Raw genomic sequence first — 21,942 nt, 5'->3', positions numbered from 1 at the left:
GGCCCTAGCGGTACAGGTGTTCGTTGGCAGCGGCTTTCAGTGCGCTGGCGAGGTGTTCCAAATTGGCGGTCTTTTCACCAATTTCTGCTTCACGCTCGAGCTTTTCCTGGGTGATCGAGTCGATCACCTGTTTTTGCCGGGTGATCTGTTCTTCAAAGCCGTCGCCGATTTTCTTCAGCATGGCATTGAGCTGTTCGTCGATGATCGCCGGTATCTTTCCACGCAGTTCTGCCTTGATGTTGGGGAAAACCTCGGCGGTCAGCTTCTGGCGAAGTTTCTCGCGCTCGTTGCCGGGGCTGTTGAACATCCTGATGATCTCGGGAAGGAAGATTATGGCCAGTTCCACTAGTGGGTTGACCACGCTGGTGGTAACCGCAAGCACCGTCGACAGGCTGCGATAGAGTGCGACGTTTCCATCCTTGTCAGTCTTTTCGCTGGCGTGGTTGCTCAAGCGCGCCGACCAATCGCTGAGCATTTCAGTGGTGCGCTCCAGCGACAGCTTGACCTTTCCGGCCAGCTCGTAGTTCCAGTTGCCACCGATATCCAGCACAGCCATCTGGCTACTGGCGGAGCCGAGGTTGCCGGCAATCCGGTCGACCATGCTGGTGGATATGTCTTGGACTTCAGACTTGATGGTGTTGGCGAGGCTGCCACGGATGATTTCGGAGAGGGCGTTGGAGAGCGCACTTGGGTTTTTCCCGTTGCCGAGGGCAGCCAGCTCTTCCACCGATTCATTGAGCGCGTTGTCCAAGCTGCGCAGGGTGCGATCAAGCATTTTCCCCGAATAGCGCTCCTTCAGATCCGACTCGACATCCTTGCGTTGTTCCAGCAGTTGGGCCAGGGCCTGTTCGAGCGCGCGTGTGGCCTGCTCGCTTTCGGTCTTGTCCTTTTTCAGCACGCTCAGTGCCAGGTTGATCTGCGCCAGTAGGTCGAAACTCTGATCCTTGAGGATGTCGATAAACAGGCGCGAGAAGAGGGCATCGGGCTGCAAGGTAGCCAGAGCACGGCTCAGTTCTTCACCGCCACGGTTGCCGAGGGTGATGCTGCGGCACTGGTTGCCGAAATACACGCCCAACTGGTCGTCGACATACGCTTGGACTTCTTCCACCTGATCGGGGGCGCGCAGGTTGCACTTGCTCAGCATGAAGGTAAAGTCAGTGTTGTAGGTTTTCAGTTCGTCGAGCTTGCGCAACATCGATTGGGTGATGTTGCCATCCTCGACGCTGGTCAGGACAACGAAGTGCACGCCACGAGGTAGGTAGTAGGCAATTGCCTTGTTGTGGTTTTCCAACGACGAACCGAACCCAGGCATGTCGACCAGAACCAGCGGTGCAAGGGCTTTCAATGCTTCGCTGTTGAGGTACAGACGCAGGTGGGAAAACTCGCTGGAACGCCGGTTGATCGTACCCAGGGCGTCGATAGGCAGGCGTTCTTGTTCTCCGTCCGGCTTTATTGCCAGCAGATAGGGTTCGGAGGAATAGCGCAGCTCGGTCGCCAGCTCGGTTTCCGGAGCGATGCCCACGGGCAGGATGTCCTTGCCCATCAATGCATTCAACAGCGAGCTCTTGCCGGCGCTGAAGGCCCCGACCACTGGTACCACCAACTCGGTTTCCATCACTTTTTCAAGCAATGTTTGATCGTATGAGAATGGTTGCCCGTTAAGCAGGCTCGCCATTTTTCTCAAATAAGTGGCGAACTCTTTTTGACTTTCAAGCATGCTAGTAATCCTTTAATAGAAATAGCTCTTATACGAGCTGAGAAGTAGATCTGTAGCTTCAGGGAAGCTCTATCTCTGTATATAAGGCCTCCAATGCGGCCGCTTTTTCTCTGATTACCTGTACCCAGTTCTTCGGCTCCAACACCTTCACATTCTCCCCCAGCCCAAACACCCACCACAGCGTTTCACGATCATCTGGTACTACTGCGCACAGCCGTTGCCAGTCGCTATCGGGTAGCGGCTTCAGACTTTGCTTACTGCTCAATGGCGTCTCGCCGAGCAGCCAGGCGATCGGCGGTGATACGTCGGCAACCAGCTCCACCTGCTCAATGGGCGTATCTGTGTTGAGATCCTGGCGAATGTAGCGCTCGATCTCGAAGTCGTCACGGACTTGGGCTGGGGCTTCCAGGCACTCGGCCTGGTGAATGCGGTGCAGGGCGAATTGGCGAAGGTCGTCGTATCCCTCGACGCTGCCGATTAGGTAGCTGATGGCGTGGCGGGAAACTAAGCCAGCGGGGTGAATCAGCAGTTGCTTCAGTTCGCTCTTGCTACGACTTAGGTAGCTGATCTGCAACTGTTTACGCTCCAGCAGGGCAGTGGAAGTTTGATCCCAGACGCATGGGGCGATCTGCGCGGGTTGCAGGGACTTGCCGTTGGGGATCGCCCGAACTTTGTGCGCCCAGCGCGCCAGACCATTGTTTTCCAAATTGTCTATGTAGTCGCGGGCCATGCGGAATTGGGGGCCGAGTTGATCCAGCACACTCTGAGGGAGCAGTGTCTGCAGGTGGCTTTCCGCGAGGTAGAGCGCCAGTGCCGTGGGAGTATCCATGGCCGACAAATCGATAGGCGCATTCTCCGACAGGCTCCAGCGAAATGACGGGGAGCTCTCGTCACGTTGTAAGGCGAACGGAATAGAGAGTCGGTCAAGGTCGCGCTGAACTGTGCGCAGGCTCACCGAGAAACCATCTTCCTTGAGCTTTTCCAGCAGGGTCGTGGTCGCTATACGGCCAGGTGCTCGCGGGATAAGGCGCAGCAGGGCGATAAGCCTTAGGAGAGTGTCCTTAGCTTCGGACATAGTTACTTCCCTGTCGTATCGAAATGGGGGCGCTTTGTTGACGCCACTTATGTGGCGAATCTAACCCTTTCGGTGGCAATTTGCCATGCTGGCGATAAGCAACGCTGCCCGGCCGGGCGGTACTGGCTGCTAGAGACTTTAGGCGGGTTGCCCTTTGAATAAGCGGGCCAGGCGAGCGACACCAAGGGCAGTGATCGAAGCCCTCGCCCTCCCCATTGTTGAGGATCAACGTCTGCTGCCATTCACAGTGGTGGCAGCAGTGGGGCAGTGCTGCTCTCATTCGCCGAGTCTCCTTTTGCGTGGCGTTTGCAGAAGACAATACCCAGCCGTAGCGACAAATCCTGTCGCGCTATCTCGCTGAAACACTGCGGTCTGCCGCGAACCAAGCACGTGTCGCTCTTGTTGAATCCATAGCCGATTGAAGCCGTTGTCCCAATTGCTCGTTGGGTTTCGTCTTCAATCAACGAACCGCTGTCCGCTCAGGACAAGGCTGTCTGCCTTGACGTTCATTCAATCTTCGTTATACAAAAATAATTGATTTTCCTATTGCAATAGCTTTTGCTCATTAAGCATGCTGGTTATGTGCGAGATCGTTCGTACACATAAAAAGAAGAATCAGCATGAACACCCTTAGCGATCTTTTGCCGCTGGCGCTGGTGCTGCCCGCACTGATCGGGCTGGCCAAGCTGGCCTATGGCGGTGCTGCGAATTAAACGCTAGCCGCGCTTGGCAGCGCTGGCCTCAGCCCCAGAAGTTATTGCAGATCCGCTGCACCGCCGCGTTGGCGGCGCGTCGGTCAAACAGCTCGGGATCAAAGCTGCCGCCTGAAGCCAGGAAGTCCAGGTAACCCGGCACGCCACCCACATCTTCCGGCGGGCAGGCGCGGGCTCCATCGAGTACCTCACACCAGGTGCCGGTGAAGTCGCAGGGCTCGATGCTCTCCACGGCAATCACGTGCTGCCAGCTGTCGCCGAAGTCGTAGAGATAGCGCAGCCGGTCCGCCTCCTTGAGTACGCGGCGCAGTTTGCTCTTACGGTCATCCAGCGCATCGTCGTACATGTACATCAGCTCGGCATCCAGCGGCAGGTAGCGATGGATGTGCGGGGCAATCAAGCGAGTTTCAACTTCCGGCGTGGTGAAGGACACATACTCGCATTCCAGTCGCAACCCTTCTCGACAAGCTTTGAGCAGAGGGCGCAACACTTCTGGGCGAACTGAGCGATCTGGTACGCCCAGTACTTCGGTGTGGGCATAGGCCAAGGCCAGCCCGTCGATATGCGGTGCCCGCTCGTAATTTTGACTGAGCAGATGCAGGTAGGCGCTGGCGCTGTCGTCAATGAACAGTGGCTTGAAGTGGCGGCTCGGTACATACCCCTTCAAATGCTTGTCGTATTCCAGGTTCTTCGGCGCGTAGTCGGTGATGTATGAATTGATGTCCTTCGACGCCTGCTGCCGGCTGATGCCAAAGCTCTGCATCAGGTGGTTCGTGGTCAGCCGGCCTTCCCACCAGACTACGGTTTCGATCAAGCGGTAACGCAGTGCCAGATCCCAGCGCACCGATTCGATTTCTTGTTTGCGTTTCATGGCCTCTCCACCTGCTCGAAAACTTTACCTGTACAGGTAAACACTCTAGATGCGTCGCTTAAAGCTACATATCGTGGTGCTGTCATTCAAGTTCGCCGTAACATGGCGGGCCAGCAAGGGAGAGCGAAGCGTGTTTGGACTTGGGTTATCGTGGCTTGTCATAGGTGTTTGCTTGCTGCTTGTCCACGGTGCTGGAGTGGCACTGTACTGGCAGATTCTTAAGCAGCGCGAAGCACGTGCCAACTTGCATGCCTCACAGACCAAGCTGGAGTACCTTCAGATGCGGGTGCATCAGCAAGAGGACGAAATACGTGAGCTGACGGCCGGCCTGCGAGCCGAAAGGGCGCATGTCGAGCAGTTGAAGCGTCAGCTTGAGTTTGCTCAGGGGCAAGCTATGCAGATGCGGCACGACAGCTGATGATCTACAGGTAGCGTTGATTTACCGGAAGCAATGGATATTGAGTCGCAGCGGAGCACATTAGGATGAATAAGCCATCATCGGTACAGGCCCTAGAAGAGCTGGGGCGCGTCCGGCTATCCAAGCACTTTTTCATGCGCGATTTCCTCTACTCGGAAATCAGCCAGATCGAGGGCATCCCCAACATTCCGGATTATCCGGATCGCGCCATTGAAGCCGGGCGAGGGCTTTGCGAACAGCTGTTGGAGCCACTTCAGGAGCGCTTTGGGCGGATCGTCATTCGCTCGGCTTACAGGGCTCCGGCAGTCAACGCTAAAGGGGCCGAGAACAACAACCAGTACAGCTGTGCCGCCAACGAAAAAAACTACGCGGAGCACATATGGGATTATCCGGACCCTGAAGGGCATCTGGGCGCGACTGCCTGCATCGTGGTGCCGGCATTGCTGCCCTGGTATGAGGAGCGCAAGGACTGGACGCCGTTGGCCTGGTGGATTCACGACAACCTGCCATACGCCAGTCAGTTCTGGTTTCCCAGGCTGGCGGCATTCAACCTGCGTTGGAGTGCAAACCCGAATACGCTACCGAGCATCGGCACTTACGTTACCAACCCACATACGGGGGACAGGAAGGCATTGGTAAAAGACGGGGTGGCCACACTCAGTCTGGATGAGCGCAAGGTGATCGTTCGCCCATGGCTGGAGAGCCTGGCATGAGCCGTGATGCTGGTAAGTTGAAACATGGCGGATGCGGTGTGCCATCTTGCCGAAACGGAACCTCGCGTGAAGGAACAGCCTGCAGATGTGATCTACAGGAGCATTTCCCGTAAGGGTGCCTGCGCGACAGATTGCATTAGGGGAACTGAGTATTTCAGCTGCTGATGTGAGTCAGCTCGGTGGTTGGCATATTGCTTTTAATCTTTATCCGGTAGTGGCAGATGGATATTGTGACGGGCATCGCACCAGGGCAGGCCGAAGTACCTCAAGGAAGGTCATTTATAACGGTTGCATACGTTTTGAAGTCCTCCGACGCCTATCACTGCCATCTGGTTCGATCACCTGATGCTCATGATTTGAGCATGCGCATTGGTTTCGTTTAAGGCCGGAGCATGGACAAGAAATCGCTTTCCGAGCGTGATATCTGCAGCAAATTCATTTCCCCTGCCATTGGTAACGCTGGCTGGGATTTGCATAAGCAGGTACGTGAGGAAGTCAGCTTCACCAAGGGACGCATTATCGTGCGCGGCAAAATGCACAGCCGTGGCGAGTCGCGTCGAGCTGACTACATCCTCTATCACCAGCAGAACCTGCCCATTGCCGTCATCGAGGCGAAGGACAACAAGCACTCGCTCGGCTCCGGCATGCAACAGGCCCTCGGCTATGCCGAAGCGCTCGACGTGCCGTTCGTGTTTTCCAGCAATGGCGATGGCTTTCTGTTCCATGATCGCAGCGGCACCGGCACGCAGGTTGAAACCGAGCTAGGGCTCGACCAGTTTCCCAGCCCGGACGAGCTCTGGCAGCGGTATTGCCAATGGAAAGGCCTGGATGGCGCCGCTCGGCAAAAGATCGAGGCGCCTTACTACGACGACGGTTCCGGGCGCATGCCGCGCTACTACCAGATGAATGCCATCAACCGCACGGTTGAGGCCGTAGCACGTGGCCAGGATCGCGTGCTGCTGGTGATGGCCACCGGCACCGGCAAGACCTACACCGCGTTTCAGATCATCTGGCGGCTGTGGAAGTCGAAGCAGAAGAAACGCATCCTCTTCCTTGCCGATCGCAATATTCTGGTCGACCAGACCAAGAACAACGACTTCAAGCCCTTCGGCCAGGCGATGACCAAGATCGCCAAGCGCCAGATCGAGAAGTCCTACGAGATCTACCTGTCGCTCTACCAGGCAGTAACTGGCTCTGAAGAAGAAAAGAACGTCTACAAGCAGTTCTCCCCGGATTTCTTTGATCTGGTGGTGATTGACGAATGCCACCGTGGCAGCGCTGCGGAAGATTCCGCCTGGCGCGAGATCCTCGAATATTTTTCCAGCGCCACTCACGTCGGCCTGACCGCCACGCCAAAGGAAACCAAGGACGTTTCCAGCATCACCTATTTCGGTGAGCCGGTGTACAGCTACACCTTGAAGCAAGGCATCGAGGACGGCTTCCTCGCCCCCTATAAAGTGGTGCGCATCGATTTCGACAAGGACCTGCAGGGCTGGCGCCCTCCCAAGGGCATGCTCGACAAGAACGGCGAGCTGATCGAGGACCGCATCTACGACCTCAAGGATATGGACCGCCATTTGGTCATCGAAGCGCGTACCCAGATGGTGGCGCAGAAGGTCACCGAGTTCCTCAAGGCCACCGACCCGTTCCAGAAGACCATCATCTTCTGCGATGACATCAACCACGCCGAGCGCATGCGCCAGGCCCTGGTCAACCTCAATCCTGAGCGCATCGCTGAGAATCGCAAGTACGTCATGCGCATCACCGGCGACGACCAGGAAGGCAAGGCCGAGCTGGACAACTTCATCAACCCGGAAGCGCGCTATCCGGTCATCGCCACCACCAGCAAGCTGATGACCACTGGCGTCGATGCCCAGACCTGCAAGCTCGTGGTGCTCGACCAGCACATCAAGTCGATGACCGAGTTCAAGCAGATCATCGGGCGCGGCACGCGCATCAACGAGGACTACGGCAAGTTCTGGTTCACCATCATGGACTTCAAGAAAGCCACCGAGCTGTTCGCCGATCCAGCCTTCGATGGCGAACCCGTGGTGATCTACAGCCCTGAAGGCGATGACTCGCCCGTGCCGCCAGATAGTCCTCTGGCGGATGAGGAAGGCATCGTCGACGGTGGCGATTGGCTGCCCGAGGGCGACGAAACCGATGGCGGCGAAGAGGGCAAAAAGCGTATCAAGTACGTGATCGACAACGTGCCGATCCACGTTATTGCAGAGCGCGTGCAGTACTACGGGCCGGACGGCAAGCTGATCACCGAATCGCTGCGCGACTACACCCGCAGCTGCGTGAAAAAGCAGTTTGCCTCGCTGGATGACTTCCTGCGCCGCTGGACGGATGCCGAGCAGAAGAAGGCCATCATCGACGAGCTCGCCGCTCAAGGTGTGATGTGGGAAGCCCTGGACGAGGAAGTACAGGCCAAGCGCGGCCAGCCGCTCGACCCCTTCGACCTGATCTGCCATATCGCCTTCGACCAACCGCCGCTGACCCGCAAGGAGCGCGCCGAACAGGTGAAAAAACGCAACTACTTCGCCAAATACTCCGGCGCCGCCCGCCAGGTGCTGGAGGCCTTGTTGGACAAGTACGCCGACACCGGCATCGAGCACATCGAAGACATAAAGATTCTCCAGCTCGATCCTTTCAGCCAGATCGGTGCGCCAGTTGAGTTGGTCAGGGCGTTTGGCGGTAAGCCTGGTTATCAGCAGGCGATTCAGGAGTTGGAGAGTGAGCTCTATGCATCCTGATAGGCGGCCGGCTCATCCGTGTGTTTTAAGGACCGAGTATGGAGCTTAAGGACAAGGGGCAGTGGCGTACTTTCCTGGCCTCAGCCATGGACAGCGCACCGACAGTTACGCCTGCTCGGGCTATCAGGCCGGTAAGCACTGACGAATACCGGCAGGCATTGCAGAGCTTGGCGCCCGTAATCACTGAGAAGCAGCGGCGCATGCTCATCGGGCATGCCCAGGCTCCGGGCCACGCAATCACCATGTCCGAACTCGCTGCTTTGGTGGGGTTCCCGGGTTACAGCGCTGCAAATTTGCAGTACGGCCTTTTGGCCGGAAAGTTGGCTGATGCCCTGGGCGTCCCGCGTCCGAGCTTTCTGGTGTACGTCCTTGCCAGTTTTGATGACGATCCAGGTACGTCTCACAGCCGAGCTCATATGTACCCCGAGCTCGTCGAGGCGCTGCAGCAACTGGGTTGGGCTGAGAGTGAGCCTATGAATTGGGACGAGGGTGCGACCACAGATGTGGGCGGTGACTCGCTGACAATTCAGCAACTGGTGATGACGCTAGAGCGCCAGGGGTTCACTAGACCCGTGCAATCAGGCCTGAAAGTGCTGCGTATGGAACATCCGTTGCTGCCTCAGCCGTTATTCGTCAAACAAAGCACCAGCGCTCAAGCACGGCCAAAGACACCGTTGGTATTGCATCCGGATTACGAAAGCCAGCTACCTGAGCTGCTAGCCATCAGCGGTGTTGAGCGCAGCGATGGGCGTTACTACCACAACAGCAACCTGCGGGGCTTTCCCAAGCGCCGCAATGGTGGGGCTACGGATATCGCCTATGGCTTGGATCTTGGCTTTCGGCATGTCGCCGCCCTGGAGCAGTTATTGGCGCATCTTCTGGGTAAGGCGTCAGATACCGCGACTCAGGAGCCCAGCCATACCAACGTGCTCTTGCCGAATGACTGTGGCTTGCAAGACCAGGCAGTAACCGACACCGAGCGTGACGCCCTGATCAAGGCCCGCGTCGGTCAGAGTGGTTATCGCGATGATCTGTTGGCCTACTGGGGTGGCTGTGCGGTGACCGATTGCAGCGTACCGGAGCTGCTGCGCGCCTCGCATATCAAACCCTGGCGCGCTGCCAGCCCAGCCGAGCGGCTCGATCCATTCAATGGCCTGCTGCTCACACCCAACCTCGATCTTGCCTTCGATCAGGGCCTGATCAGTTTCGACGACCAGGGGCAGATTCTGATAGGTGAGGATCTCGACCCCGACAGCGCCCGTGCGCTCAACATCACCCCCGAACTTCGCCTGCGCCAGATCGAGCCGCGTCACCGCCCCTATCTGGCCTGGCACCGTGAACACCTGTTTAGGAAGTAAGCATGTCCATCAGCAGCACCATCAAATCCATCCAGGACATCATGCGCAAGGATGTCGGCGTCGACGGCGACGCCCAGCGCATCGGCCAGCTCGTGTGGATGCTGTTCCTCAAGATCTTCGATGACCGCGAGCAGGAGTGGGAACTGCTGGATGACGCCTATCGCTCGCCGATTCCGGAAAGCTGCCGCTGGCGCACCTGGGCGGCCGACCCGGAAGGCATTACTGGTGACGAGCTGAAGAACTTCATCGACAACAACCTGTTCCCGCAGCTGCAGAACCTCCACGAATACAGCACCACTCCAGCCGCCTACGTGGTGCGTGGCGTATTCGAGGATGCCTACAACTACATGAAATCCGGCCAGCTTATCCGCCAGGTGATCAACAAGATCCAGGAGGGCGTGGACTTCAACAAGGCGCAAGAGCGTCATGCCTTCGGCGACATGTACGAGCAGTTGCTGCGCGACCTGCAGAATGCCGGCAACGCCGGTGAGTTCTACACGCCGCGCCCGGTCACCGAATTTATGGTGCGCATGGTCGACCCCAAGCTGGACGAGAAGGTCATGGACCCGGCCTGCGGCACTGGCGGCTTCCTTACCTGCACCATCGAGCACAAGCGCAGCCGCTATGTGAAAACTGCCGAGGACGAGCGCGTACTGCAGGCCAGCATCTTCGGCGTTGAGAAAAAGCCGCTGCCGCACCTGCTGGCCACCACCAACATGATCCTGCACGGCATCGAGGTGCCCAGCCAGATCAAACACGACAACACCCTGAGCCGCCCGCTGATCAGCTGGGGGCCGGGCGAGCGGGTCGACTGCATCGTCGCCAACCCGCCGTTCGGCGGCATGGAGGAAGATGGTATCGAAACCAACTTCCCCGCCGCCTTCCGCACCCGGGAAACCGCCGATTTGTTCCTGGTGCTGATCATGCACCTGCTCAAGGACGGTGGCCGCGCCGCCGTGGTCCTGCCGGATGGCTTCCTGTTCGGCGAAGGCATCAAGAGCCGCATCAAGGAAAAGCTACTCACCGAGTGCAACCTGCACACCATCGTTCGCCTGCCCAACGGCGTGTTCAACCCCTACACCGGCATCAAGACCAACCTGCTGTTCTTTACCAAGGGCTCGCCGACCAAGGAGGTGTGGTTCTACGAGCACCAGTACCCGGCCGGCTACAAGAGCTACTCCAAGACCAAGCCCATGCGCATCGAGGAGTTCGCGGTCGAGGAAGCCTGGTGGGGCAGCGAGGCCGATGGCTTTGCCGCGCGGGTGGAAAACGAGTTCGCCTGGAAGGTCAGCCTCGACGAGCTGAGGGCGCGCAACTGGAACCTGGACTGTAAGAACCCGCATGTGGGCGAGCAGATCAGCCACGATCCGGAGGAGCTGTTGCGTAACTACGCGCAACTGCAAGGCGAGATCGGCGAGTTGCGCGCCCAGCTTAAGGCTATGCTGGCCGAGGCTTTGGAGCGCCAGGTATGACGGCGTTGCTCACCGATAACCTGCCACTGCTGGCGGGAGCACCCAATGGCACCAAAAAGCTACGTGAGCTGATTCTGGAGCTGACGGTGCGCGGCAAGCTGGTGCCGCAAGATCCGAATGATGAGCCGGCCAGTGAGCTACTTAAGCGGATTGCCGAGGAAAAGGCGCGACTGGTCTCTGAGGGGAAAGTTAGGAAGCAGAAGCCGCTGGCGGAGATTGGCGCAGAAGAGAAACCGTTTGACGTACCTACCAACTGGGAGTGGGTTCGCGTAGCCGCTGTTGGCCACGATTGGGGGCAGAAAACCCCAGACAAAGCATTCACGTATATCGACGTTGGGGCTGTTGATAATGCTGCTGGTAGGATTAGCGCACCCCAGGTTCTTATGGCTGAGGACGCGCCATCGCGAGCCCGGAAAGTGGTTAGGCCAGGAACGGTAATTTACTCAACCATTCGACCGTACCTTCTTAATGTTGCTGTCATTGAAGAGGCATACGAGCAGGAACCAATTGCCAGCACTGCGTTCGCGATCATCCATCCCTACCTAGAGATGCCTGCGAGGTATTTTCTCTGTTATTTGAGAAGCCCTGTTTTTGTTAGATACGTTGAGTCTGTTCAGATGGGTATCGCTTACCCAGCGATCAATGACGGTCAGTTTTTCAGCGGGCTAATTCCGTTACCGCCGCTCGCCGAACAACACCGCATCGTCGCCAAAGTCGATGAGCTGATGGCCCTGTGCGACCGGCTGGAAGCCCGTCAGGCCGATGCCGACAGCGCCCATGCCCAACTGGTGCAAGCGCTGCTGGGCAGCCTGACGCAGGCCAGCGATGCCGCAGATTTTGCGCAAAGCTGGCAGCGCCTGGCCGAGCACTTCCATACCCTGTTCACCACCGAATCCAGCATCGACGCCCTCAAGCAAACCCTGCTGCAACTGGCGGTGATGGGCAAGCTGGTGCCGCAAGATCCTAACGATGAACCGGCCAGTGAGTTGCTTAAGCGGATTGCCGATGCAAAGGAGCAGGCAGCCTCGCAGGGCCGTGTGCGAAAAGTAAAGACAGCAACTGATTATCGTGCCTCAGATACCGAGGTAACTGTGCCTGCTGGTTGGTCTCTCTCAACAGTTGGAGAGGTAACGATTTGTCGGGATGGGGAGCGGATTCCTGTTTCTCAAGCTGAACGTGAAGGGCGAGCGAAAACATACGACTACTACGGTGCTTCCGGGGTTATCGACAAAATTGACGGGTATTTGTTCGATAAGCCTCTTCTGCTGGTTGGTGAGGACGGAGCAAATCTAATCAATCGCAGCACACCAATCGCTTTCATGGCACGCGGAAAGTACTGGGTTAATAACCACGCTCACGTATTAGATGGAGTGAGCGAAGCGCTGCTGTTGTACGTCCAGCTTTACTTCAACGCCATTGACTTGAAGCCTTATGTGACTGGTACCGCTCAGCCCAAAATGAATCAGGCGAAGATGAATAGCATTGTTTTGCTATTGCCTCCTGAAGCCGAACAACACCGCATAGTCGCCAAAGTCGATCAACTGATGGCCCTCTGCGACCAACTCAAAGCCCGCCTTAACCAGGCACGGCAGGTGCACGAGCATCTGGCCAGTGCGTTGGTCGAGCAGGCCGTGGCCTAAGCAACAGGAGCGCAGGGATGCCCATTCGCACCCAGATCTGGACAGTCGGCGCGCAGCCCGCGCCGCTGAAAAATGCCGTGCTGGCCAGCGAGCAGTTTCTCGAGGACATGATCGTCAGCGCCCCGGCGCTACTCTCCGAGGACTGGCTGCTGATCGGCCGCCAGGAAAGCACCGGCCAGGGCGGGCGCATCGACCTGCTGGCGCTGGCGCCGGATGCCTCGCTGGTGCTGATCGAACTCAAGCGTGAGCGTACCCCGCGCGAGGTGGTGGCGCAGGCGCTGGACTATGCGGTGTGGGTCGAGCGCTTACAGACCAACGATATCGAGGCCATCTACCAGCGCTTCAAGCCGGGTGCCGACCTGGCGGCGGACTTCCAGGCACGCTTTGGCGCGCCGTTGGAGGCCGAGGCGCTGAACCAGAGCCACCAGATCGTCATCGTCGCCGCCGAGCTGGATGCCAGCAGCGAGCGCATCGTCGGCTACCTGAGCGAGCGCGACATCGCCATCAACGTGCTGTGCTTCCAGGTATTCCAGTTGGGCGAACAACAACTGATCAGCCGCGCCTGGCTGCTCGACCCAACCGAGGCGCCCCAGGCCAGCAGTGCCAGCAAGCCCGGCATGCCGGCGGAGCCCTGGAACGGCGAGTTCTATGGCTCGTTCGGCCATAGCAGTACGCGCGACTGGGCCGAGGCGCGGCACTTCGGTTTCATCTGCGGCGGTGGCGGCAGCTGGTACAGCAACAGCCTGAAGATGCTCGCCCCCGGCGACCGCGTATGGGTCAACGTGCCCGGCGCCGGTTACGTCGGTGTGGCCAAGGTCACCGGCCACGCTACCCCCGCCAGGGACTTCTGCCTGCTGCACAACGGCGAGGAACGCCCAGCGCTGGATGTGCTGCAAGCGGACTACCACCGCGAGTTCGTCGACGACCCCGAGCGCTGCGAATACTTCGTGCCGGTGCAGTGGCTGCACAGCCTGCCGCTGAACGAGGCGGTGAAGGAAGTCGGCCTGTTCGGCAACCAGAACACCATCTGCCGCCCGACTACGCCGAAATGGCGGTGGACGGTGGAACGCTTGAAGGAGCGCTTCGCGCTCTGAATGCTTCGTTGAGATTTATTCCGTAACCGATGCAGTGATTGGAAGCTTTGCCATGATGGATCTGCTGAAACACCTGATCCCCGACTTCGCCCATATGTTCAGTGCCAATCCCAACGGCATCAGTGCCTGGTTTTGGTCTGCGACGGCACTGATTTTCGGCTTGTCGCTTTACTTCCTGTTTGTGCACTTCCGCCGTTTTCGTACCCGGCTGCGTGCCCTGCGTTCTTTGCTTGAAGGGCAAAGCAAGGAAACCCTGGCACTGAGCAGGCGCGAAACCATGCAAAAGGCGCAGGGTTTGGATGCGCCCAATGTCGGCATGCTGTGGCGTGAGTTCGACGAAAGTCTGGTGCTGTCGTCCGATCAGAAGCATCTGTTCAATACGCTGGATGCCGAGCATTTCTTCAATGCCAGAACCTTGGCTCCCGGCCTGACAGCTAGCCGCTTGCTGGCTGCTGCACCGAGCTTCTTGGTGGCTATCGGTGTGCTCGGCACATTCGTGGGCCTGACGGTGGGGCTGGAAGGATTGGTCGGCACCTCGGATGAGATCGAGGCACTCAAGGGCGGCATCAACAAGCTGATTTCCGGTGCTGCCGTAGCTTTCATGACGTCGGTATGGGGGGTGTTCTTCAGCCTATTACTGAACTTTGTCGAAAAGATGTTCGAGCGTTCAGCGCTGGGCCAGATCCAACAGCTGCAGCACGATATCGACTTCCTCTACCCACGCATCCCCGCCGAGCAGTCGCTGGTGCATATCGCCGAGTACGGCAAGGAGAGCAAGGAAGCGCTGCAGGAGCTGCACGAGCGTATTGGCGATCGTCTGCAGGAAACGCTCAATGGCATGAGCGAAGCGATGCAGACGGCGCTGACCGATGCCCTGAACAACATAATGGCGCCAGCCATTCAGACCCTGGTCAGCACCACCAGCCAGCAGTCCACGCAGGTGCTGGAAAAGCTGGTGGGTAATTTCATGGACGGCATGACCTCTGTGGGCCGTGAGCAGGGCTTGCAGATGCAGCAGGCGGCGGCTGACGTGAACGCTGCCGTCAGTGGCATGAGTGAGCGCTTGAACCAACTGTTCAGCAGCCTGAATGAACAGCAGGGTCGACAGATGGAAGTGGCTCAGCAACAGAGTGCGGCCTTCGAGACGCAGCTGCAGCGCATCAGTGGTTCTGCCGAAGAGCGCCAGGCACAGATGGAGCAACGCTTTGCTGAGTTGATGTCGGGGCTGACGAACCAGTTGCAGACCCAGTTGGGTACCGCCCAGCAGCGCGACGAGGAGCGCCAGGTGCTGTTCGAGCGCCTGCTTGGCCAGGCTAGCAGCAGCCAGACGGCAATGTTGGAGCAATTTTCCAGCTCAACCCGCGAGCAGATGCAAGCGATGGCTGAGGCGGGCAACGAGCGCCACAGCAATCTGGAGAAGGTGTTCTCTCGTTTGATGATGAACCTCAACACCCAGCTCGATTCGCAAATGGGCGCGGCAGAGCAGCGTGAGCAGGCACGCCAACAGCGCTTCCAGGAGCAGCTCGATCAGGTGTCGACCCATCAACAGGAGCTGCTCTCCGGTCTGGCCAGCGCTGTGCAGGCGACCCAGCAGCAAAGCCGCCTAATGGCGGATCAGCATCAACAGTTGCTGGGCCAGCTCAAGCAGGTCTCGGACGCAACTGCGCAGAGCAGCAAGCATATGGACAGCAGTGCGAATCAGCTTGGGCTGTTGTCCGCGAATCTGCGTCAGGCCGCTGATTCCTTGGGCCAACGGCTTGAGGCGGTTAGTCATAGTATTGAAAGAGCTGGCCAGCAGAACGCCGAGCTCGCGACGCAGTTGCAAAGCCAGGCCGCTACCTTGGCGCAGCTGCAGGCCACCTTGCTGGAGGGTGCCCAGCGCTTTGAGCAAGCAGCCGGCGAGGCGCGTAACGGCTTTGGCGAGATGAAATCCGCTCAGCAGGAATTTCTCTCTAGTGTGCGCCATGAATTCACCGCGCTGGGAGAAAAGTTGCGTGAGCAGGTCGAGGCGGTAGAGAAGCAAGCCGAGGAATGGCTGCGCAGTTATGCCGGCGAGGTGCGTGTGCAGACTGATGAGCGAATGAACCAGTGGAATGAGGTATCGCTGAAGTATGCCGATCAGATGCACCGCGTCGTGCAGAACATGAGCAGTATTCTGGATGAACTGGAGGCACGCTGATGCGCCTGGGTAAATCCAAGGAAGTGAGCGTCGACGAAGAGAACCCTTACTGGATGTCATTCTCAGACATCATGTCGGCGCTATTGGTGATCTTCATCCTGGCTTCGGTGATTCTGATCCTGCAGTTGATGGAAATTCAGAAGGAGTTGAAAGAGCGCCAGGTGCAGTTTGAGCAAGAGCTGGTCGAGCTGAAGAAAGCAGAGCAGGTGCGCCGCACCATTCTTGATGAGGCCGTGGAGGCCCTGCGCAAACGCGGCATCAAGGTCGAGGTGAGCGAGAACCATACGGTCCTGAGTATTCCCAACGATCTGCTGGGTTTCGACACAGGTGCCTATGACATTCATGCCGCCTATCAGGCGCGTGCGCTGGAGATTGGTAAGGTCATCAATGAGGTGATCTCGCGAGAGGATCGAGTCGAGTTCCTCGATACGATCTTCATCGAGGGGCATACGGACAATCGTCCGCTCCAGGGCTTTATGGGCAAAGGCAACTGGGGGCTGTCGACCTTTCGTGCCATTTCTCTCTGGCAGTTCTGGGGGAGCGCGCTGTCCCCCGATGAGCAACTGGCAAGGCTGAAGAACAAGGATGGTAAGCCGCTGTTCTCGGTCAGCGGTTACGGCGAAACCCGCCCCGTGTTGGTTGACCAGCAGACTGAGGACGACTTCAAGCGCAATCGACGCATCGATATCCGTTTCACCATTCGTCGTCCCGACAGCGCTCAGTACGAGCAGGTTCGTGAGCGTCTGGAGGAGCTCAAGCCGTGAAGCTGCCTCCTGTTCACATGCCGGTCGCTGAATGGGCGCCCGTGGTGCGGGAGCGATGGACGGTGCTGGTCGAAAAGGTCGCTCGAATGAAGGCCGCAAGTGGCAAGAGTGACGCCTTTGAAGCCATGTTGGCACGATTGCGTGACATGGCGAGTACAGGGCGTTTTGACGGCCTGCCTGAGCTGCTAAAACGTCGTCTTACTGCGCGTGCGTTGACCTGGTTGTGGCTCAACGACGAGACCATGGGTAGGCGTTTGCTTAGTTCGCGTCTGCTTTCGGTGCTGGTCGATGCTCAGCAGCCGAGGCTGACGCGTATCACCTTACAGCAGTTGGCTCAGTTCTACTTTCGTCGCTTCGACAAGCTGGATGAGCACGATGGGCTGCGTAAGCAGCTTGAGCAGATTTTGCTCCAGCAACTGCATTTACTGCCCGAACCCAAAGTAAGTGGCCCCCAGGCTGATCCGCTGGTAACGCTCAAGCGTGATGCTCATTGGTTGTTGCCGCCTGACGGGCCAGTCCAACTGGTTGAGCGGGTACGCGACAGTGGCCATGAGCTGGGCGAGACCTTTGAGGTCATGGGATTGCAGGGCTTTGATGACGGGCGTTATGGCGATATCTGCCGGGCCCACTTCTACCTGGAAACCCTACGAGGGCTTGCGCCCGGTGAGTACGACCCCGTGCTGGATGAGCTGCAGAAGCCCGCTGTGTCCAAGGCTCCGTACGAGGGCGAGCGTCGTATCGGCCATGTTGCGCTGGAGATTCTGATCGATCGTGCTGGACAGGAGCCGGGTGAGGTCTGGCAGAACTTTATTCTGAATCTGGCGGGGGATCCGCGGATCTCACGTAACTCCCCCAATTACCGCGAGTGGTGGCAGTTCCTCGGTGAGGAGCGGGTGCAGAAGGTTCGGGGCTGGTTGTCCAAGGAAGATTTGCGGCTGTTTTTGCAGGCGGTGGAACAGTTTGGAATCGAAACGCAGAACGACGATCTGCAGCGCATGTTCCCTGCACGCAAGCAGTTCCTAGAGGGGCTGTTTAAGCTCAAACTGATCCGCAATACCCGCTTGCTGCTTGGCGGGCGGGCACAGCATTCGGTAAAGCGCATTCTCGGTAAAGATGTGCAAACCAGTTTTGCCAGCATGGACGGGCAGATGAATGACAAGGCGGTCATCTATCTCGATTGCGGAGACTTTCATCTGGTCGAGGGTTCCCACAGTTTTAAAATCTGGGTCTATCTCGCCGCGCCGGGAGAGGCTTTGCGTTCCTACGAGCGCTCCAGCTTCAGTCATTCCGATCTGACTACGGCTGTTCCTAAGGCCTACAAGCGACTGTATCCTGAGTTGCCCTATGATGCCTTCACGCATCACCCCCCTCTTTCCTGGCAGAACCGGGTATTCAGCTTCCTGGCTGATAACGGCATCGCTCTAGATATCGAGCAGTTGCTCAATCGCAGTGACTACCAGCCTTACCTTCGTAAATTTGGTATGCCTGTGGTCAATGCCAAGCGAACACCCGTGCCGCCTCCAAGTCAGACAGATTTTCCCGCAGAGCCGGCGCGTTCACGTGTTGGCAAGACTGGCGCGACAACGATGTCAGCGCCTCAGGGGCGTAAGCCTGCAGAGATGATTGCGAGGGACTCCAGAGCTATTCCTAGAGAAGAGGCGGCCACAGTACGGCGAAGCAACCAGCAGCATGATCCGGTAGTGTCGCACTCCGTCAGTTCACCTGATGCGGCTGCTCCTGCAACGGCACGTCCGTCTCTGGTAGGTGAAGGATTATTGACAGGCTTGAAACCCTCTGCACTGAAGATACTGCGCTACTTCGTGGACAACCCCGGTGACAAAGTCCGATATGCAGCGAATGTTTTCGGTGTGGACTCGCGTGAAATCAATCAGATTTTGTATGGCCCGTTGAAGGACATGTGCACGCGTGATGAGCAGTTCGGCTGGACGGTGAATGAGGCGGCACGTCTCGCGCTTGAGGCGTTGGATGAACAGGACAGGGCTGAATAAATGAGCTTGATGGATATTTTTCGGTCGCTGATTGGTGAGCGAGACGGGGCGCTCAGTACTCAGCAAGGCTTTCAGTCTCAGCCTGATTCCAATGGCTTGAATTTCTACCTGCCCTTGCCGGCCTTCAAGGCGCTGCAAACCGGGCAGGGCAGTGCTTTAGAAAAGATTCAGCTGATCGTGCTCAACATGCTGGTTGAGCAAGGGATTGCCGAAAACACGGCCAACGGTTTTCACATCGGTGCCGAAGATATTGCGGGGATGGATCTTGAGCAGGCGGAAATCTTGCGTTTGCCGAGACGCTTGCCAGGGCACTTTCTAACCTCAATCAGTGGGCGCACGGGCAACAGTGGTTTTCGTGTGGCGATCACGCTGGAAATGCCAGACGGCCCTGCCAGCTTCAGTCGCAAAGGCCCCTATCTGTACCTGACCAGCAGTGAGTGCTATTGGCTGACGCCGGCTGAAATTATGGGGTTGCAGGCTTGGGAACTGCATGAGTCTTTAGGCCCAGAACAGCGAGGAGAGGCGGCTAATCTGCGCCTGATGGCCGAGCTGCAGACCGCTGCGCGCAGCGGGATGCGTATTGATCTTAGCCACTTTGAGCGGCTAGATGTGGTGGTGCCTCAGAACATCGGAGTTATCGCTACGCGTTTACCAGATGGCAGCCTCCAACTCTGCCCGAGCCTTGGGGATGGCTCCAGTGCTGACCAGCTGGAAAAACGCTGGTCGCAGTTGGATATGACCGCCGATGGTGGTGTGCTGCGCATCGACAATCGTGTGTTGCTGCTGGATCAGGCGCGGATGGATGGCATCCGCAATGTGCTGGCCAACAAACGTATCCCGGCTGATCAGGTCAACGAGTTTATTGCCACGCCAACGGCGTTTCTCGATGCTGCGCTGGTCAATCTTGAGGTGGGCTTTTCTGCCCGGGTTGCGGGTATAGGCAAACTTCAGCACATGGATTTCGGTGTCCTGGATGCAACCAAGAATGACTGGTTTGCGCTTGATAAGCGCCCGGCACCTGCAGCGATCCTGAGCAAGCTGATTCAGTCTCCTGAGGATTTGCAGCGCTTCGAGGAGGTACTGCAGGCGGCTAATGAACAGGGCGCGACGAGTCTGTCGTTTGCTGGCGAGGTGATCGATATCTCTGACGCGCCGACTGTTCAGCAAGAGCTGGCCAGGGCTCGCCAGAACATGGCTCATGTGAGCGATAGCGAGCCGCACAGCGAGGAGGGTGTTCTCCCTGGGGAGGACAAGGAGAAAGTCGGGGTCATTCTGAAGGATGCCGACGAGATTAATTCTGCGCTGTTGCGTAAGGCTGCTGCTGCGAAGCCGCTGGTGGTGCCAGATTGGTCGGCCTATGCCCGGGAGCCGTTCCCTCATCAGCGTGAGGGGATCGAGTGGATGCTGAAGCTGATGGGCGCAGCGTTGCAGGATGAAACTGATGATCTCTATCGCCTGCAGGGTGGTTTGCTTGCAGATGACATGGGTCTCGGCAAGACATACATGTCGCTGGTCGCAGTCGGGGAGTATCTGGCCAGTCAGCGCGCGGCTGACAAGCCGCAGAAGCCGGTTCTGGTGGTGGCGCCACTGAGTCTGCTGGAAAACTGGGAGGATGAAGTCGGTAAGACCTTCGCCAGCATCCCGTTCCGCGATGTGGTGGTGCTGCAGTCGGGGCGGAGTCTGCGTGACTATCGCGTCAAAGGTGCTGAGCGTGAATCGGTGCAGTTGGCGTCGATGATTGATGACAGCAGCGGCATGATGGATGAGCAGAGCATTCGCTATGCACTGCATGTGGGGCCGGAAGCAGGCGTGCATCGTCTGGACATGGACCGTCGCTTAGTGCTCACGACCTATCAGACCCTGCGTGATTATCAGTTCTCCCTGTGCCGAATCGACTGGGGCATGGTCATCTTCGACGAGGCGCAGAACATCAAGAATCCCAATGCACTGCAGACTATTGCCGCTAAAGGGCTCAAGGCGGATTTCAAACTGTTGGCGACTGGCACACCGGTAGAAAATAGCCTGGGCGATTTCTGGTGCCTGATGCATACGGTGCAGCCTGGCTTACTTGGTGGCTGGGAAAGCTTCCGCGATACCTGGATCAAGCCAATTCTGGCTGCAAGCGATGAAGAGCGTGATGAGGTACGGGCGCGTTTGGGCGAGCAGCTGCGGCGTGCTGTAGGCATATTCATGTTGCGGCGGGTTAAAGAAGATCAGCTCAAAGGCCTACCAGCCAAGACTATTCTCAGTGGTGTCGAGCAAGCCGATCATGGCCTGCAACGGTATGCAGCGCAGTTGGGTGTGGTGATGAAAGGCATCCAGTTGCAGGCCTACGACGAAGTCCTCGACAGCTATCGGGCTCGTCGTGCAAGCGCTGAGGATATGCGTGGTACCGCACTGGCGGCTTTGACTCAGCTTCGCTCCATTTCCCTGCACCCACGGCTGGAGAATGAGTCGGCGCTGTACTGCGAGGATGGCAAGCACGCGCGACAACTGATGATGGAGTCCGGCAAGCTGGCGGTGCTGCTGCAGTTACTCGATGAGATCCGTAGCAAGGGTGAAAAGGTCATCCTGTTCATGATGACCAAGCGCCTGCAACGAGTCCTCAAGCTCTGGCTGGATCAGATCTATGACCTGAATGTAGCGGTGATCAATGGTGACACCCAGGCTGTGGCGACTCGCGCCGAGGATATGACGCGCAAGAAGCTAATTGCCGAGTTTGAAGCGAAAAGTGGCTTCAACATCCTGATCATGTCGCCAGTAGCCGCTGGTGTCGGTTTGACGGTGATTGGGGCCAACCATGTGGTGCATTTAGAGCGTCATTGGAACCCGGCTAAAGAAGCGCAAGCGTCTGATCGGGTTTACCGGATCGGCCAAACCAAGCCCGTGTTCATCCATCTGCCTGCCGTCACTCACCCCCAGTTTGATTCCTTCGATGTACACCTTGACCGCTTATTGCGCGGAAAGCTGATGCTTAAAGACGCGGTAGTGACACCAGAGGCGGTTAGTGAAAGTGAGATGATTCAATCGATGGGGCTCTGATGAGGGTGTGCAGAATTTTGTGTAACCGGGGTTAGGGTTACTGCTGCGGCAGGCGGTCTTCGTAGCTGATCGTAAAGCGAGTCAGCGCCGCCTTCCAGTCACGGATCGGCATCGTCCA

Annotated in this window: 14 protein-coding genes; 11 read left to right on the top strand and 3 right to left on the bottom strand. The window is 57.8% G+C overall.

Annotation, left to right across the window (positions count from 1 at the left end):
- Positions 1 to 4 precede the first annotated feature (4 nt).
- The 3 genes from AC4OR5_RS24815 to AC4OR5_RS24805 all read right to left on the bottom strand — a co-directional run bounded on the left by AC4OR5_RS24815 (position 5) and on the right by AC4OR5_RS24805 (position 4,376).
- Positions 5 to 1,717, bottom strand: a complete 1,713-nt coding sequence (locus tag AC4OR5_RS24815; RefSeq protein ID WP_012077904.1) for a dynamin family protein — start codon at positions 1,715 to 1,717, stop codon at positions 5 to 7.
- Between the two features lie 58 nt (positions 1,718 to 1,775).
- Complete coding sequence (locus tag AC4OR5_RS24810; protein ID WP_012077903.1) at positions 1,776 to 2,792, bottom strand: helix-turn-helix transcriptional regulator; 1,017 nt, start codon at positions 2,790 to 2,792, stop codon at positions 1,776 to 1,778.
- A 741-nt stretch (positions 2,793 to 3,533) separates the two neighbouring features.
- Positions 3,534 to 4,376 carry a plasmid pRiA4b ORF-3 family protein gene (locus AC4OR5_RS24805; RefSeq protein ID WP_079281389.1) on the bottom strand — a complete coding sequence of 281 codons (843 nt, stop codon included), beginning with the start codon at positions 4,374 to 4,376 and terminating at the stop codon, positions 3,534 to 3,536.
- A gap of 196 nt (positions 4,377 to 4,572) precedes the next feature.
- Between AC4OR5_RS24805 and AC4OR5_RS24800 the strand changes: the two genes are divergently transcribed.
- From AC4OR5_RS24800 to AC4OR5_RS24750, 11 genes are all read left to right on the top strand, one after another.
- Positions 4,573 to 4,794, top strand: a complete 222-nt coding sequence (locus AC4OR5_RS24800; RefSeq protein WP_223696373.1) for a hypothetical protein — start codon at positions 4,573 to 4,575, stop codon at positions 4,792 to 4,794.
- A gap of 65 nt (positions 4,795 to 4,859) precedes the next feature.
- The gene (locus AC4OR5_RS24795; protein ID WP_012077900.1) at positions 4,860 to 5,507 is read left to right on the top strand and encodes a hypothetical protein; all 648 of its coding nucleotides are present in this window, start codon (positions 4,860 to 4,862) and stop codon (positions 5,505 to 5,507) included.
- 392 nt (positions 5,508 to 5,899) lie between these two features.
- Positions 5,900 to 8,266 (top strand): EcoAI/FtnUII family type I restriction enzme subunit R, encoded by a 2,367-nt coding sequence (gene hsdR, locus AC4OR5_RS24790; RefSeq protein WP_012077898.1) that lies wholly within the window; start codon positions 5,900 to 5,902, stop codon positions 8,264 to 8,266.
- 38 nt (positions 8,267 to 8,304) lie between these two features.
- Positions 8,305 to 9,624 carry an HNH endonuclease gene (locus tag AC4OR5_RS24785; protein WP_223865783.1) on the top strand — a complete coding sequence of 440 codons (1,320 nt, stop codon included), beginning with the start codon at positions 8,305 to 8,307 and terminating at the stop codon, positions 9,622 to 9,624.
- A gap of 2 nt (positions 9,625 to 9,626) precedes the next feature.
- Positions 9,627 to 11,096, top strand: coding sequence for a type I restriction-modification system subunit M (locus AC4OR5_RS24780; protein ID WP_012077896.1), 1,470 nt, complete (start codon positions 9,627 to 9,629; stop codon positions 11,094 to 11,096).
- Entirely contained in the window at positions 11,093 to 12,736 is a 1,644-nt protein-coding gene (locus AC4OR5_RS24775) for a restriction endonuclease subunit S (RefSeq protein WP_116271283.1), read from the top strand. The genes AC4OR5_RS24780 and AC4OR5_RS24775 overlap by 4 nt, the downstream gene beginning before the upstream one ends.
- A gap of 17 nt (positions 12,737 to 12,753) precedes the next feature.
- Positions 12,754 to 13,830 carry an endonuclease NucS domain-containing protein gene (locus AC4OR5_RS24770; RefSeq protein ID WP_012077894.1) on the top strand — a complete coding sequence of 359 codons (1,077 nt, stop codon included), beginning with the start codon at positions 12,754 to 12,756 and terminating at the stop codon, positions 13,828 to 13,830.
- Between the two features lie 52 nt (positions 13,831 to 13,882).
- Positions 13,883 to 16,009, top strand: coding sequence for an anti-phage ZorAB system protein ZorA (gene zorA / locus AC4OR5_RS24765; RefSeq protein WP_012077893.1), 2,127 nt, complete (start codon positions 13,883 to 13,885; stop codon positions 16,007 to 16,009).
- Positions 16,009 to 16,773 (top strand): OmpA/MotB family protein, encoded by a 765-nt coding sequence (locus tag AC4OR5_RS24760; RefSeq protein ID WP_012077892.1) that lies wholly within the window; start codon positions 16,009 to 16,011, stop codon positions 16,771 to 16,773. The genes zorA and AC4OR5_RS24760 overlap by 1 nt, the downstream gene beginning before the upstream one ends.
- Positions 16,770 to 18,782: an EH signature domain-containing protein gene (locus tag AC4OR5_RS24755; RefSeq protein WP_023096322.1), complete on the top strand. Its 2,013-nt coding sequence runs from the start codon at positions 16,770 to 16,772 to the stop codon at positions 18,780 to 18,782. The genes AC4OR5_RS24760 and AC4OR5_RS24755 overlap by 4 nt, the downstream gene beginning before the upstream one ends.
- Positions 18,783 to 21,824, top strand: coding sequence for a DEAD/DEAH box helicase (locus tag AC4OR5_RS24750; protein WP_021263740.1), 3,042 nt, complete (start codon positions 18,783 to 18,785; stop codon positions 21,822 to 21,824).
- Positions 21,825 to 21,942 lie beyond the last annotated feature (118 nt).

The organism is Pseudomonas sp. YA1, assembly GCF_058680555.1.
Note: the sequence above shows the minus strand (reverse complement) of the source record. Positions and strands in the feature narration are given on the sequence as shown.